Raw genomic sequence first — 15,071 nt, 5'->3', positions numbered from 1 at the left:
CTTCATGAATAGCCCTGCACGAGTGAGCCCTTCACGAATGAACCCGAACCGGCGAGGAGCCCCATGAAACCCACAGCCCTCGAGCGTCTTAAGCGGCGCCTGCGCCCCGGGCGCGGCTGGGTCATCGCCGTGCCGCTGATCTGGCTGACGCTGTTCTTCCTGGCGCCCTTCGCCATCGTGCTCAAGATCAGCCTCTCCGAGGCGGCCATCGCGGTGCCGCCCTACCAGCCGATCCTCGACTTCACCGCCGAGACCCTCAACATCGCCCTGAACCTGGGCAACTACCTGTTCCTGGCCAGCGATTCGCTCTATGTGGCGGCCTACTGGGGCTCGGTGAAGATCGCCTTCCTCTCCACTCTGTTCTGCCTGCTGATCGGCTACCCCATGGCCTACGCCATGGCCCGCGCCCCGGCGCGCTGGCAGCTGGTGCTGCTGCTGCTGGTGATGCTGCCCTCCTGGACCTCCTTCCTGATCCGGGTCTACGCCTGGATGGGCATCCTCAGCAACACCGGGCTGATCAACAACCTGCTACTGTGGGTCGGGCTGATCGATTCGCCGATCCGCATGATGAACACCAACTTCGCGGTGATGCTGGGCATCGTCTACGCCTACCTGCCGTTCATGATCCTGCCGCTCTACGCCAATCTCACCCGGCTCGACGACTCCCTGCTGGAGGCCGCCTCGGACCTGGGCTCGCGCACCTTCAACACCTTCCTCAAGGTGACCCTGCCGCTCTCCATGGGGGGCATCATCGCCGGCTCCATGCTGGTGTTCATCCCCGCGGTGGGGGAGTACGTGATCCCCGAACTGCTTGGCGGGCCCAATACAGTGATGATCGGCAAGGTGCTTTGGGAGGAGTTCTTCCTCAACCGCGACTGGCCGGTGGCCTCGGCGCTGGCCATGGTGATGCTGCTGCTGCTGCTGATCCCCATCGCGCTGTTCCATCGCTATCAGTCCCGTGAGCTCGAGGAGTGACCATGCGCAGATCCTTCACCCCTCCGTCGTTCACCACGCTGATGCTGATCCTGGGGCTGCTGTTTCTCTACCTGCCCATGGTCGTGCTGGTGGTCTACTCCTTCAACTCGTCGCGGCTGGTCACCGTGTGGGCGGGCTTCTCCGGGCGCTGGTACCTGGAACTGCTGCGCGATCGGCAGATACTCGCTGCGGTGTGGACCAGCCTGCGCATCGCCTTCTTCGCGGCTTCCATGGCGGTCTGCCTGGGCACCCTGGCCGCCTTCGTGATGACCCGCTTCGGCCGCTTCCGCGGCAAGACCGCGCTCTCCAGCATGGTCACCGCCCCGCTGGTGATGCCGGAGGTGATCACCGGCCTGTCGCTGCTGCTGCTCTTCGTGCAGATGGCCCAGATCATCGGCTGGCCGGCCGATCGCGGCATGGCCACGATCTGGATCGCCCACACCACCTTCTGCAGCGCCTACGTGGCGGTGGTGGTCTCCTCGCGGCTGCGCGAGGTGGATCGCTCCATCGAGGAGGCGGCCATGGACCTTGGCGCGCCGCCGGTGAAGACCTTCTTCCAGATCACCCTGCCGGTGATCGCCCCGGCGCTGGCCGCGGGCTGGCTGCTGGCCTTCACCCTGTCGCTGGACGATCTGGTGATCGCCAGCTTCGTCTCCGGCCCGGGAGCCACCACCCTGCCCATGGTGGTCTTCTCCTCGGTGCGCATGGGTGTCTCGCCCAAGATCAACGCCCTGGCCACCCTGATCATCCTGGCGGTGTCGCTGGCCACCTTCCTGGCCTGGTACTTCATGCGCCGCAGCGAGGCGCGCCGGCTGGCCGCCCTGCAGCAGCAGGAGGCCCCCTGATGGCCCTTTTGCAGAGTCTGGAGCCCTGTCATGCCTGAACATCCCGCCGGCGAGCACGTCGCCTCCTGGTACGCCGCCACCGCCAATCCCGCCCCCGAACGCCCGGCGCTGTCGGGTGAGGTCGAGTGCGACGTCTGCGTGGTGGGGGCCGGCTTCACCGGCATCTCCGCGGCGCTGCATCTGGCCGAACACGGCCTCTCCGTGGTGGTGCTGGAGGGCGCCCGGGTCGGCTTCGGCGCCTCCGGGCGCAACGGTGGCCAGATGGTCAACAGCTACAGCCGCGACATGGACGTGATCGAGGCGAAATACGGCGCCGAGACCGCACGTGCCCTCGGCGACATGGCCTTCGAGGGCGGTCGCATCATTCGTCAGCGGGTCGCCCGCTACGCCATCGACTGCGATCTGCGCGACGGCAACCTCTTCGCCGCCTGCAACCCCAGGCAGTTCGAGGGGCTGCGCGAGCACAAGGCGCTCTGGGAGCGCTACGGCTACCGGGAGCTGGAGCTGCTGAAGGGTGACGGGGTGAAGCGCGAGGTCAATTCCGACCGCTACCTGGGCGCCCTGGTGGATCATGGCGGCGGCCACCTGCATCCCCTGAACCTGGTGCTGGGCCAGGCCGCCGCGCTGGAGTCCCTGGGCGGGCGCATCTTCGAGCAGTCGGCGGTGCTTGAGGTGATCCACGGCGAGCCCGTCACCCTGCGCACCGCCGGCGGACGGGTCCGGGCCGAGCGGGTGGTGATGGCCGGCAACGCTTACCTGCGCGGCGTGCTGCCGGAGATTGAGGGCCGCTCGATGCCCTGCGGTACCCAGATCATCGCCACCGAGCCCCTCGGCGAGGCCCGCGCCCGGGCGCTGATTCCCAACGGCCTGGCGGTAGAGGACTGCAATTACCTGCTCGACTACTACCGGCTGACCCGGGACAACCGGCTGCTCTATGGCGGTGGTGTCAACTACGGCGGCGAGGACCCGGCCGATATCACCGCGGTGATCCGACCCAAGATGCTGGCCACCTTCCCGGGGCTTGCCGACGTCAAGGTGGATCACGCCTGGAGCGGCACCTTCCTGATGACCCTCAACCGGCTTCCCCAGTTCGGGGTGGTCAACGGCAACGTCTACTATGCCCAGGGCTACTCCGGCCACGGCGTCACCTGCACCCACCTGGCCGGCAAGCTGATCGCCGAGGTGATGCACGGCCAGGGCGAGCGCTTCGACGCCTTCGCCGGGCTTCCCCACCTGCCGTTCCCCGGCGGGCGGCTGCTGCGGGTGCCGCTCTCCGCCCTGGGCGCCTGGTACTACTCGACCCGCGACCGCCTCGGCATTTAATAGAGCCCCATGGTATTGCCGTCCTCGTCGATATCCAGCCGGGTGGCGGCGGGGGAGGGGCCGAGGCCTGGCAGGGTGCGGATATCGCCGCACAGCGCATAGACGAAGCCGGCACCGGCCGAGAGGCGCACCTCGCGCACCGGCAGCCGCCAGCCCGTCGGGGCGCCGAGCCTTCCCGGGTCGGATGACAGCGACATATGCGTCTTGGCGATGCAGACCGGCAGCTCGCCGTACCCTCCGGCCTGCCAGGCCCCGAGCTGTTCCCGGGTACCCGGGGCGAAGTCGACCCCCTCGGCGCCGTAGACCCGGGTGGCGATGCACTCGATCTTCTCCGCGAGTGCCATCTCGGCGGGGTAAAGGAAGTGGAAGCCCTGGCGGTCGTCGGCCTGGCTCTCCTCGATCGCCTCGAGCAGCGCTTCGGCCAGGGCCAGGGCCCCTTCGCCGCCGTCTTGAACATGCCGGGAGAGCGCGACGCGCACGCCAGCCGACCCGCACAGCTCGCGAATGGCGGCGACCTCGCTCTCGTGATCGCCGGGGAAGGCGTTGATCGCCACCACCGGGGAGAGGCCGTGGGCGCGGACATTGTCGATCTGCTTGAGCAGGTTGGCGCCCCCCGCCAACACCTCCTCGGGGGCCTCCGTGGCAAGCGATTCGGGGAGCGGGCGGCCGGGCACCACCCGATGCCGGCCGCTGTGATACTTCAGGGCCCGCACCGTGACCACCAGCACCGCCGCGTCGGGGACGAGCCCCGAGGCACGACACTTGATGTTGAAGAAGCGCTCGGCGCCCATGTCGGCGCCGAAGCCCGCCTCGGTGACCAGGAAGTCGGCGGCATGCAGCCCGATGCGGTCGGCGACGATGGAAGAGTTGCCGTGGGCGATGTTGCCGAAGGGACCGGCGTGGATCAGCGCCGGGGCGTGCTCCAGGGTCTGGAGCAGGTTGGGCTTGATGGCCTCCCGCAGCAGCACCGTCATGGCGCCGGCGGCGCCGATCTGCTCGGCGGTGACCGGCTCGCCGTCCCGGTCCAGACCCACGATCAGCCGTCCCAGTCGACGGCGCAGGTCCATCAGGGAATCGGCCAGGGCCAGCACCGCCATCACCTCGGAGGCGGCGGTGATCTCGAAGCCGCCCTGGCGGGTCACACCGTCGCCGCGGCCCCCCAGCCCCAGCACCAGGTGGCGCAGGGCGCGGTCGTTGAGGTCGACGACTCGCTGCCAGCGAATCTCGCGGGGGTCCAGCGCCGGCGCCAGGCCGTGGTGCAGGTGGTTGTCCACCATGGCCGCCAGCAGGTTGTGGGCCGCTCCCACCGCATGGATGTCGCCGGTCAGGTGCAGGTTGATGCGCTCCATGGGCAGCACCTGGCTGTAGCCGCCGCCGGTCGCGCCCCCCTTGAGTCCCAGGGTGGGTCCCATGGAGGGCTGACGCAGGGCCACGCAGGCGCGATGGCCGAGCCGCTGCAGCCCCTGCACCAGGCCGATGGCGGTGGTGGTCTTGCCCTCGCCGGGCGGGGTGGGGGTCATGGAGGTGACCACCACATAGCGCCCCCGAGGGCGCTCGTCCAGCGTCTCCAGTACCGACAGGTCGAGCTTGGCGATGCCGCGACCGTAGGGCTCCACTGTCTCGCCGGGCAGGGTCAGGCGGTGGGCGATCTCCTCGATGGGCCAGAGCCGCGCCTGGCGGGCGATCTCCAGGTTGCTCAGTGGTAGGGGGCGAGAGCCATCGGCGGCGGGTGAGTGGGAGGGCATCGTCCTCTCTCCTGTGGCGGGTGCGCCGGCGCGGCGCTTGGTCTCAGTATCGCGGCCTGGCGCGGGCGGGCTTGCCTGCCGACGTCAGCACCCTTGGCCGCAGCGACACGCCGGGGTGGCGGCGATGACGTCATCTACCGATAGTTGCTGTCAGACTAGAGGAGATCGGGATCCGTCAGGAGGCACCATGCTGGTATCGAACCGCCCCGTCGATGGACATCGGGATATCGGCTTTCTGCTCTTGCCGGGCTTTTCCCAGCTGGCCTTCTCCTCTGCCCTGGAGCCGCTGCGCATGGCCAATTACCTGGCGGGGGAGCATCTCTATACCTGGCACCTGGTGAGTCGCGACGGTGTCCCGGTGGCCGCCAGCAACGGCCTGACCACGGCGGTGGACCAGTCCCTGGAGCCCATGCCGGCGCTGGACCTGCTTCTGGTCTGCGCCGGCATGGAGGTGCAGGAGCATTGCGACCACGCCATCCTGGCCTGGCTGAGGCGCCTGGCCGCCTACCGGGTGCCGCTGGGGGCCCTGTGCACCGGCGGCTTCGTGCTGGCCAGGGCCGGCCTGCTCGACGGCTATCGCTGCACCCTTCACTGGGAGCACATCGGCAGCCTCCACGAGGCGCGCCGTTTCCCGAAGGTCACCTTCGCCAACGAGCTCTTCGTTATCGATCGCGACCGCTATACCTGCTCCGGTGGCATTGCGCCCCTGGACATGCTGCTTCACCTGATAGGGCGCCAGCAGGGGCTGACCCTGGCCGAGGCGATCGCCGAGGAGTTCATCCACGAGCGGATCCGCGGCGTCAGCGATCGCCAGCGCAACCCGCTGAGGCTGCAGCTGGGTCACAGCCATCCCAAGCTGGAGGAGGTGGCCACCCTGATGGAGGCCAACCTCCAGGAGCCCCTGGCCCTGGATGAGCTGGCCCACTATGCGGTGCTCTCTCGCCGGCAGCTGGAGCGGCTCTTCCAGCGCCATGTGGGCAAGCCGCCGCTGCGCTACTATCTGGAGCTTCGCCTGGCCCGCGCCCGGCTGCTGCTGCGCCAGACCCACCTGCCAATCACCGAGGTGGCGCTGGCCTGCGGCTTCGTCTCGCCGCCGCATTTCACCAAGTGCTATCACGACCACTTCGGCTACTCCCCGAGCGGCGAACGCAAGGGGCGCCGCGAGCGCGAGGCCGAGGTTTCCGACGCCGGGTTGCCGGACGCCGAGTTGCCGGACGCCGGGACTCGAGGTGGCGAAACGCCCTGAGTCAGCCTTTGAGGCCGGGCGATCGCAGATGGCAGCATCGCGCGAGGCTGCTCCGACGATCGCTCTGCGCGATGCTCAACTCCGCGGGCGCTGGTTCTCCGGATCAAAGAGTGCCCGGTTGCCCACCGCCGCCACCCGCAGCGGATAGTGCTTGCCGAAGTACTCCAGCAGGAGGGTGCGTCCCGCCTCGGCATACTCGGCCGGCAGATAGGCCAGGGCGATATTACGCTCGAGGCTCGGCCCGTAGGCGATGCTGGTGGTGTAGGAGCGCCGGCCGAGGGCGTCCACGGGCACCTCGCCACTCTCCGGGTCGAGCAGCGGGGACTGCCCCACCGGGAAGCGCGGAGGGCCCGCGCCCTCCTGGTCGGCCTCCATCACCAGGGTGCAGAGCGTGGCGGGCTGTTGCACGCGGCTGCGCTGTTCCAGGTAGGCGGTCTTGCCGTGGAAGTCGGCCGCCTTCACCTTGGGCCTTGCCAGTCCGGCCTCGTAGAGGTTGTAGTCGGTCAGCAGGTCGACGTTCTGCAGCCTAAGGCTCTTCTCCAGCCGGCGGCTGTTGGCATAGGTCTCGATACCCACCGGGATCGCCTCGGCCTCGAAGAGCCGGTCCCAGAGCGTCAGGCCGTAGCTGAACGGCACATGGAGCTCCCAGCCCTGCTCGCCCACGTAGGAGATGCGAAAGGCCCACACCGGCAGGCCCTGTACACGGATCTCCCGGGCGGTGGCGAAGGGGAAGCGGGCGTCGTCGAGCCCCGTCGGCTCGTCGGCCAGCCGCTGCAGGGTGCGCCGGGCGTTGGGTCCCCAGAGCCCCAGGGTGGCCAGGGCGTCGGTGTGGTCCTCCAGGTGCCAACGGGTCAGGCCGAACTCCTCGGCGCGGCGGGTGATCCACATCAGATCGCGGTGGCCGGTGTCACCCCCGCAGATTACCCGCCAGGCATCGGCGGCCAGGCGCACGATGGTGAGATCCGAGTGGACGCCGCCGACGGCGTCGAGGAAGTGGGTGTAGACCCCCTTGCCGATGGGCGTATCGCCGCCCACCTTGGCGACGGAGAGCCGCTCGACCAGGGCCTCGGCGTCGCGTCCCGAGAGGTCGTAGATGGCGAAATGGGAGAGATTGATCATGCCCACGTCGTCGCTCATGGCCAGGTGCTCGGCGTTGGCGACCCGCCAGAAGTGGCGGGCGTCCCACTCCGCAAGACGCTCGGGCACCCGCTCGAGATAGCGCGCCAGCCGGGCCTCGTTGGCGGCGTAGCCGTGGGCGCGCTCCCAGCCCGCCACCTCCATGAAGTAGCCGCCGAGCTCGCGCTCCCGGGGCCAGAAGGGGCTCCGGCGCAGGTCGCGGCCGCTCTCGAAGGGCTCCCTGGGGTGCACCGGCGGGTCGTAGATCTTCCGGGCGATCTCCCGGCAGCGACCCAGGAAGTGGTGGGGCGTCTTCTGCACCGGGTAGAAACGGGCGATATCGATGCCGCAGGGGTCGAGCTCGGGCCGCCCGTCGGTGAGCCAGTCGGCCAGCACCTTGCCCATGCCCGGGCCATCCTTGACCCACACCGCTTCGCACAGCCACAGGCCGCGGGTCTCGGGTGCCTCGCCGACCAGGGAGCCGCCATCGGAGGTGACCGAGAGCAGGCCGTTGAAGGAGTGCTTCTCGTCCCAGCCCAGCTCGCCCAGCTGGGGGGTGAGCGCGATGGCACGCTCGAAGGCCTCGGCCACCTGGTCGGCCTCCAGATCGCGCATGGAGGGGGAGAGCCGCGCCTGCTCCCGGGAGAGAATATCGCGGGGGTTCACCAGGCGAGGCTCGGTGGGCTCGTAGTAGCCCCACTCCAGCAGACCGCCTTCGGTGGAGCGAGGGTCACCGGTGTCACGCATGTAGGCGGAGTTGCCCTGGTCCCGCAGCAGCGGATAGCCGATCTCCTTGCCGGTGCCGGCGAAGGTTTCGAAGGGCCCGAAGAACATCAGCGGGTGCTCCACCGGCATCAACGGCAGCGCAACCCCCGCCATGGCGGCGGGCAGTGGCCCCCAGATGCCGCAGCAGAGAATCACCCGGGGGGTGGCGATATAGCCCCTGGGGGTTTCCACCCCGCACACCCGGCCGGCCCGGACATCGATATCCACTGCCGGAGTATCGGCGAAGGCATGCAGGTGGCCGCTGGCCACGGCCTCCTCGACGAGCTTGCCGGCCACCCGCTGGGACCGGGGCACTACCAGGCCGGCATCGGGATCCCACAGGGCGCCGAGAATCAGCTCCCGCCTGAGCAGCGGGAAGCGGGCCACCGTCTCCTCGGCGTCGATCATCCGGGCCCGGGTGCCGAAGGCCTTGCCCGAGGCCACCTTGCGCTGGAGCTCCGCCAGTCGTGCCTCGTCGCCCACCCGGGCAATCTCGAGGCCGCCGACCCGGTGATAGTGGCCGAGCGACTCGTAGAAGCGGCGGCTATAGGTGGTGGTGTAGCACGCCAGGCGGTCATGGGAGGTCATGTAGCAGAAATCGGAGGCGTGGGCGGTGGAGCCGACATCGGTGGGAATGGCGGCGGCATCGAGGCCGACCAGATCGCTCCAGCCGCGCTCGATCAGGTGGTGGGCCACCGAGGCGCCGACGATGCCCCCCTGACCGATGATCACTGCGCTTGCCTGCTGGGGAAGGATCGCCATGGTCATCCTCCTGACTCTGCTGTCTGTGTCTGTGCGTTCAGCATAGGCGCGGGCCCCTTGACGCACTGTCTCGCGACGACGCCCGCTTGCGTCGCAGCGACATGTCGGCGGAAGCCTGTCGTCGCCGGCTAAGAAGCTGACGCCCATGGCGAGATACGCCCGTGAAACGGGCACTAGCTTTCCGTCATGGGCGGCGCCTGGCGGCGTCGGCCCGGCGTTCAGACAAGGCGTTCAGCGTCATGAGGAGGCAGGTCATGTCACAGGTCATCGAGAGTATCGAGCACGCTCCGGGAGCGCCGGAGATCCTGCTCTACCCGCGCATCCGCAAGTCGCCCTTCTTCTACGCCTCGCGGCGGCACGGGGTGCGCAAGTACAGCGTCTACAACCACCACTACCATCCGCGACTCTACACCGACCCGGTGGACGAGTACTGGGCCCTGGTGCAGGGGGTCACCCTCTGGGACGTGGGCGTCGAGCGCCAGATCGAGATCAGCGGCCCCGATGCCTTCACCTTTACCCAGCGCCTGGTGCCCCGCGACATGCGCCATTGTCAGGTGGGGCAGTGCAAGTATGTCTTCGTCACCGCCCCGGACGGCGGCATCCTCAACGACCCCGTGCTGCTGCGCATCGAGGAGAATCGCTTCTGGCTCTCCCTGGCCGACAGCGACATCCTGCTGTGGTGCCGGGGGCTCGCCGTCAATTCAGGCCTCGACGTGACCCTGCAGGAGGTGGACGTGGCGCCGGTGCAGGTGCAGGGGCCCCTGGCCAAGGCGGTGATGGTGGACCTGTTCGGCGACGCCGTGCTGGGGATTCCCTACTATCACCTGATGGAGGCGGAACTCGACGGCATGTCGGTGGTGATCTCGCGCACCGGCTACTCCGGCGAGATCGGCTACGAGATCTATCTGCGCGAGGCCAGCCGCTTCGGGGAAGCGCTCTGGCAGCGGGTCTTCGAGGCCGGCCGCCCCCACGGCATGCAGGTGATCGGCCCCTGCCACATCCGGCGCATCGAGGGAGGGATCCTCGCCTTCGGCTGCGACATCTGGTTCGACACCAATCCCTTCGAGGTGGGCATGGGCTACGACTGGATGGTGGACCTGCGCGGCGACGATGACTTCATCGGCCGCGCCGCCCTGGAGCGGATCAAGGCCGAGGGCGTGTCGCGCAAGCTGGTGGGGGTGGAGATCGACGGCCCCAGCGTGGGCTACTTTACCGACGGTTCGATGGTTGACCTCTTCCCGGTGTTCGACACCGGTGGCGAGCGCATCGGCCAGGTGACCTCGGCCACTCGCTCGCCGCGTCAGGATCGCAACATCGGCTATGCGATGGTGCCCGTGGGGTTCGCCGAACTGGGCACGCCCCTGCGCATCGAGGCCAATACCGGCATGCAGGACGCCGTGGTGGTGGAGAAGCCCTTCCATGACCCGGCCAAGGCGATCCCCAAGGGGTGAGGACGGCACCATGAACGATGCCAATCGCGCCGCCCTGGCGGTGGCCTTCGCCGAGCGGCCCTGGCCGGCTACCCGCTTTGAGCTGCTGCCGATTCGCGGCATGCAGGAGGCGGCCGGGGCACTGCCCACCGGTGCCGTGGTCACCGTGACCTGCTCGCCCCGCCACGGCCTCGAGCGCACTCTGGAGGCCAGCGAGTGGCTGGCGCAGGCCGGCTTTCGGGTGGTGCCGCACCTCGCCGCTCGGCTGGTGCGCGACCGCCGGCATCTGGTGCGGCTGCTGGCGCGCCTGGCGGCCCTGGGCGTGGAGGACGCCTTCGTGGTGGGCGGCGATGCCGAGCGCCCTGTAGGAGACTTTCCCCACGGCCGGGCGCTGCTCGAGGCCATGGCCGTACTGTCGACGCGGCCAGCCAGGGTCGGCGTGCCCGCCTACCCGGAAGGCCATCGCCATATCGAGGCGGCCCCCCTGCAGGCGGATCTCGAGGCCAAGGCGGTGCTGGCCGACTATGCCGTTACCCAACTCTGCTTCGAGGCCGAGCCCCTGCTGGCATGGAGAGCCCGCCAGCATGGGCTTGGCCTGTCCCTGCCGGTGCATGCCGGCATTCCGGGCGTCATGGAGCGCCAGCGCCTGGTCGGCATCGCCCTGCGCCTGGGCCTCGGCCCTTCGGTGCGCGCCCTGCGTCGCCAGGGCGGCTGGATCTCGCACGTGTTCGGCCCTCCCGTCTACCGCCCCGATGCCCTGCTGCGCAACCTCTGGCCGGCGCTGAACGCGGTGCGCGGGGGCTTCGTCGGCCTGCATGTCTACACCTTCAACCAGACCGGGGCCCTGCGGACCTGGCGGGAGTCTCTGTCGGAGGCCGCGCCCGGCCAGTCAGGATGTTCAGACCCCTCGGCACCGTCGGCGACCTCCGGCGAGCCTTCGGACTGACCCTGTCGCCGTTGGGCGACAACCCCGGTAGCTATTGTGGAAGCCGGCCCAGGGCCCTGCAGCCGAGAAGGCAGCGGCCTATACTCGGACCCGTCAGCGGAGCAGGATGCTCCGCTCCTCATCGTCCTTTCTTTTCCCTTCGTCATGCACGCCTGGAGCGAGCCTGCGGCCACGAGGCCTTGAATCGTCAGTCCAAGAGGCGCCCTGCGCCCTCCGGGAGGTGAACAATGAGCAAGTCAATCATCGTGGGATCCAGCCTGGCCGTGCTGGGGCTGGGCGGCCTGGCCTTCGGCGCCTGGCAGGTGCAGGAGAACCGCGTCTCCGCGCCGCAGTTTGCCGAGATCATCGACGTCGCGGCGGCCACCCGCAGCGTGGAGCGCCCGCGCGAGGTCTGCGAGGACGTCGAGAAGGTGGTCAGCGTCGAGGTGCCGGTGGAGGTGCCCGTTCAGGTGCCCGTCACCCAGGCCGCGCCGTCCGGCCCCGGGGCGAGCCAGGACCCCCATCGCGTCGTCGGCACCGCGGCCGGGGCCATCGTCGGCGGCCTGCTGGGCAACCAGGTGGGTGGCGGCAGCGGCAAGAAGCTGGCCACCGTGGCCGGGGCCATCGGCGGCGGCCTGGCCGGGCGCGAGGTGCAGAACCGCGTCGAGGCCCGCCAGCACGCCCAGGCGGGCAGCCAGGTCCAGTACGAGACCCGCTACGAGACGCGCTACGAGACCCAGAACCAGACCGTGACCGAGCGGCAGTGCCAGACGGTGATGGAGAGCCACGAGGAGCACCTCGGCTACGACGTCACCTATCGCCTCAACGGCGAGGAGCTGACCCGGCGCATGGAGAGTGCCCCCCAGGCCGAGCGCCTCCCGGTGGTGGAGGGCGAGGTGCAGTGGCAGGCCGCGCTCGAGGAGGGCGAGCCGCAGCGCGAGGGCTGAGGGAGAGCGCTGAGCCCCCCGGTGGCCAGGCGCCTGCACGCCCCCGGATCCGCGAGGATCCGGGGGCGTGGCGTTTCTGCGTCTGGCGAGTGGCCGGGCCAGCGGTCAGACGTGGCGCAGGTACCAGTCGTACTCGAGCCGGCTCACCGCCTGCAGGGCCTGGGCGCGCTCGGCGCGACGGTTGGCCAGGTAGACATGCAGGAAGTCGCGTCCCAGGGCCTCGTCCAGGACCGCGTCGGCCTCCAGCAGGTCGAGGGCCTGCTGCCAGCTGTTGGTCAGGCTGGGGGGCGTCGTCTCGTAGGCGTTGCCGACGCTGGGCGGCGGCGGCTCGAGTCCCTCGGCGAGACCATGGTGGATGGCGGCCAGCAGGGCGGCCAGCAGCAGGTAGGGGTTGGCGTCGGCGCCGGCCACGCGGTGCTCGATGCGCCGGGCGGCCCGGACCCCGGCGGGAATGCGCAGCGCCACCGATCGGTTGTCGTAGCCCCAGGTGGGGGCCATGGGCACGTAGAGTCCCGCCTGGAAGCGCCGGAAGGCATTGAGGTTGGGGGCGCAGATCGCCATGGAGGCCGGCATCAGCGCCAGCAGGCCGGCCACCGCCTGGCGCAGCGCCGGGCTGCCCAGGGGGTCGTCAGCCTCTTCGCTGAAGACGTTGTGGCCGCTGTCGTCCAGCAGGCTGACATGCACGTGCATGCCGTTGCCCGCCTCCTGGCCGTAGGGCTTGGCCATGAAGGTGGCCTCGAAGCCGTGGCGCAGGGCGACCCCCTTGATCAGGCGCTTGAGCTGCACCGCATGGTCGCAGGCCGCCAGCGCATCGTCGCAGTGGATCAGGTTGATCTCGAACTGCCCCGGGGCGCACTCCTTGAGGGCGGTGTCCAGGGGCAGGCCCTGGACCCGGGCGGCGTCCTGGACCTCCTCGAGGAAGTCGGCGTACTCGTCAAGCTCCAGCATGGAGTAGAGCTGGCTCTGGGTGGCGCGCTCGCCGCTGACCGGTGAGCAGGGCGGCTGGATCAGCCCGGCGGCGGTGCGCTGTCGGTCCACCAGGTAGAACTCCAGCTCCACCGCCACCACCGGGGTCAGCCCCAGCGCGGTCAGGCGGCCCAGCACCCGTGTCAGCAGCTGGCGGGGATCGGCGAAGAAGGGCGTGCCATCGAACTCCTCCATGGTCATCAGCAGCTGGGCCTGATGGCCCCGGGCGACCCAGGGCACCGGCTTGAGGGTGCCGGCGATCGGGCGGCAGAGGCGGTCGCCATCGCCGCTGTCCAGGCCCAGCCCGGTTTCCTCGATGGTGTTACCGTTGATGTCCAGGGCGAAGACGGAGGCGGGCAGGGCGATGCCGCCGGTGTAGGCCTTGGCCAGATTGTCCCGAGGGATGCGCTTGCCGCGCATCACGCCGTTGAGATCGCTGATCAGGAGATCGACGCTGTTGATCTCCGGGTGGGCATCGAGAAAGGCCCTGACATCGTCGGGGGCAGGCATGGGCGCACCTCTGGCGTTGTGATCCTTGTGGCTCCTAACCTTATAGGGGTGTCCGGTGTTGTCAAATAATTTACGTCATGGCGCGGCCTCCCGGCTTGGAAAGCCCGCTTCAGGTGGTTATGGTGAGTAAAACATAACACCGGGCCAGCTTCCGACGAGGAGAAATACGATGAAGAGCCGACCCCTGGTGGGGGTGATCGCCTGCCACCGCGAGGTGGAGGGCCATCCCGCCCAGATGGTGACCGACAAGTACCTGCGCGCCCTGTGGGACTACGGACTCTCGCCGGTGATCCTGCCGGTGTGGGAGGAGCAGGAGGCCGACCCCGAGGCCGCTCGCGCCCTGCTGGCCCGCCTCGATGGCCTGCTGCTGACCGGCAGCTACACCAACGTCGAGCCGTGCCGCTATGGTGCCGAGCGGATGCCGGAGAACCTCCGGGATGACCGCCACCGCGACGCGGCGGCCCTGGTGTGGATCCCCGCGGCGCTGGACCTCGGCCTGCCGCTCTTCGGCATCTGCCGGGGCTTCCAGGAGCTCAACGTGGCCTTCGGCGGCACCCTGCACCAGGCGGTGCAGGGCGTGCCCGGCCTGCAGGACCATCGCGAGCCCCCGGGGGAGCGCGAGGCGCAGTATGCCCCCGCCCACGAGATCACCCTGGTGCCCGGCGGGCGCCTGGCGGCGCTGCATCCCGAGCCGCACTCACGGGTCAACTCCCTGCACCAGCAGGGCATCGCCGAGCTGGGGCCCGGTCTTGCGGCCGAGGCCCATGCCCCGGACGGGCTGATCGAGGCGGTGTCGGTGGCCGATGCCGCCGGCTTCGCCCTCGCCGTGCAGTGGCATCCCGAGTGGCGTCCCCGTGAGCACCCGCTGAACGATGCCCTCTATCGCGCCTTTGCCGAGGCGTGCCGGGCCCGCCAGGCCACTTCCCATGCGCCCCGCTGACTGGAGATCCCCCATGCATACCCGTGACTACCAGGCCCTGGACCGCGCCCACTACCTGCACCCCTTCACCGACTTCAAGGCCCTGGGCGAGGAGGGCAGCCGCATCATCGAGCACGCCGAGGGGGTCTACATCCACGACTCCGAGGGCAACCGCATCCTCGACGGCATGGCGGGGCTGTGGTGCGTCAACCTGGGCTATGGCCGCGAGGAGCTGGTGGCGGCCGCCACCGAGCAGATGCGCCAGCTGCCCTACTACAACAGCTTCTTCAAGACCGCGCACCCGCCGGCGGTCAGGCTGGCCGAGACCCTCTGCCGCCTGGCGCCCGCCCATGTCAACCACGTCTTCTTCACCGGCTCCGGCTCCGAGGCCAACGACACCGTGCTGCGCATGGTGCGCCGCTACTGGGCGCTGAAGGGCCAGCCCGACAAGCAGTGGGTGATCGGCCGCAAGAACGCCTACCACGGCTCCACCGTGGCGGGAGTGAGCCTCGGCGGCATGGCCCCCATGCACGCCCAGGGCGGTCCTCTGGTGCCGAAGATCGCCCATGTGCGCCAGCCCTACTGGTTTGGAGAGGG

The 15,071-nt window shown here is 69.5% G+C and carries 12 protein-coding genes; 9 read left to right on the top strand and 3 right to left on the bottom strand.

From position 1 onward, the window contains the following. Positions 1 to 63: 63 nt before the first annotated feature. The 3 genes from IBX53_RS10640 to IBX53_RS10630 are packed head-to-tail and all read left to right on the top strand — an operon-like array spanning position 64 to position 3,143. Positions 64 to 975, top strand: coding sequence for an ABC transporter permease subunit (locus IBX53_RS10640; protein ID WP_290908969.1), 912 nt, complete (start codon positions 64 to 66; stop codon positions 973 to 975). 2 nt (positions 976 to 977) lie between these two features. Then, complete coding sequence (locus tag IBX53_RS10635) at positions 978 to 1,820, top strand: ABC transporter permease subunit (RefSeq protein WP_367171574.1); 843 nt, start codon at positions 978 to 980, stop codon at positions 1,818 to 1,820. A 30-nt stretch (positions 1,821 to 1,850) separates the two neighbouring features. Beyond that, positions 1,851 to 3,143: an FAD-binding oxidoreductase gene (locus tag IBX53_RS10630; RefSeq protein ID WP_290908967.1), complete on the top strand. Its 1,293-nt coding sequence runs from the start codon at positions 1,851 to 1,853 to the stop codon at positions 3,141 to 3,143. Here IBX53_RS10630 and IBX53_RS10625 read toward each other — a convergent pair. Then, positions 3,140 to 4,888: a formate--tetrahydrofolate ligase gene (locus IBX53_RS10625; RefSeq protein ID WP_290908965.1), complete on the bottom strand. Its 1,749-nt coding sequence runs from the start codon at positions 4,886 to 4,888 to the stop codon at positions 3,140 to 3,142. The genes IBX53_RS10630 and IBX53_RS10625 overlap by 4 nt on opposite strands. Before the next feature lie 187 nt (positions 4,889 to 5,075). On the opposite strand from IBX53_RS10625, the gene IBX53_RS10620 reads away from it, so the two are divergent. Continuing rightward, positions 5,076 to 6,134 carry a GlxA family transcriptional regulator gene (locus IBX53_RS10620; RefSeq protein ID WP_290908963.1) on the top strand — a complete coding sequence of 353 codons (1,059 nt, stop codon included), beginning with the start codon at positions 5,076 to 5,078 and terminating at the stop codon, positions 6,132 to 6,134. Between the two features lie 75 nt (positions 6,135 to 6,209). Here IBX53_RS10620 and IBX53_RS10615 read toward each other — a convergent pair whose 3' ends face one another. Next, positions 6,210 to 8,777 carry an FAD-dependent oxidoreductase gene (locus IBX53_RS10615; protein WP_290908961.1) on the bottom strand — a complete coding sequence of 856 codons (2,568 nt, stop codon included), beginning with the start codon at positions 8,775 to 8,777 and terminating at the stop codon, positions 6,210 to 6,212. Between the two features lie 254 nt (positions 8,778 to 9,031). Here IBX53_RS10615 and IBX53_RS10610 point away from each other — a divergent pair, with 254 nt between their 5' ends. The 3 genes from IBX53_RS10610 to IBX53_RS10600 all read left to right on the top strand — a co-directional run bounded on the left by IBX53_RS10610 (position 9,032) and on the right by IBX53_RS10600 (position 12,079). Beyond that, entirely contained in the window at positions 9,032 to 10,228 is a 1,197-nt protein-coding gene (locus tag IBX53_RS10610; protein WP_290908959.1) for a glycine cleavage T C-terminal barrel domain-containing protein, read from the top strand. A 10-nt stretch (positions 10,229 to 10,238) separates the two neighbouring features. Further along, positions 10,239 to 11,153, top strand: coding sequence for a methylenetetrahydrofolate reductase (locus tag IBX53_RS10605; protein WP_290908957.1), 915 nt, complete (start codon positions 10,239 to 10,241; stop codon positions 11,151 to 11,153). Between the two features lie 227 nt (positions 11,154 to 11,380). Further along, the gene (locus IBX53_RS10600; RefSeq protein ID WP_290908955.1) at positions 11,381 to 12,079 is read left to right on the top strand and encodes a glycine zipper 2TM domain-containing protein; all 699 of its coding nucleotides are present in this window, start codon (positions 11,381 to 11,383) and stop codon (positions 12,077 to 12,079) included. Positions 12,080 to 12,184: 105 nt separating this feature from the next. Here the strand turns inward: IBX53_RS10600 and IBX53_RS10595 are convergent, their stop codons facing one another. Then, entirely contained in the window at positions 12,185 to 13,555 is a 1,371-nt protein-coding gene (locus tag IBX53_RS10595) for a glutamine synthetase family protein (RefSeq protein ID WP_290908952.1), read from the bottom strand. A 169-nt stretch (positions 13,556 to 13,724) separates the two neighbouring features. On the opposite strand from IBX53_RS10595, the gene IBX53_RS10590 reads away from it, so the two are divergent. Both IBX53_RS10590 and IBX53_RS10585 read left to right on the top strand, forming a co-directional pair. Further along, a complete protein-coding gene (locus tag IBX53_RS10590) occupies positions 13,725 to 14,495 on the top strand; it encodes a gamma-glutamyl-gamma-aminobutyrate hydrolase family protein (protein ID WP_290908950.1) in 771 nt (256 codons plus the stop codon). A 13-nt stretch (positions 14,496 to 14,508) separates the two neighbouring features. Beyond that, positions 14,509 to 15,071 (top strand): aminotransferase class III-fold pyridoxal phosphate-dependent enzyme (locus IBX53_RS10585; RefSeq protein WP_290908948.1); only part of this gene is annotated, 563 nt, incomplete at its 3' end.

This window comes from Halomonas sp., assembly GCF_014859505.1.
Classification (GTDB): domain Bacteria; phylum Pseudomonadota; class Gammaproteobacteria; order Pseudomonadales; family Halomonadaceae; genus Halomonas.
This window is presented reverse-complemented; position numbering and strand designations above follow the sequence as displayed.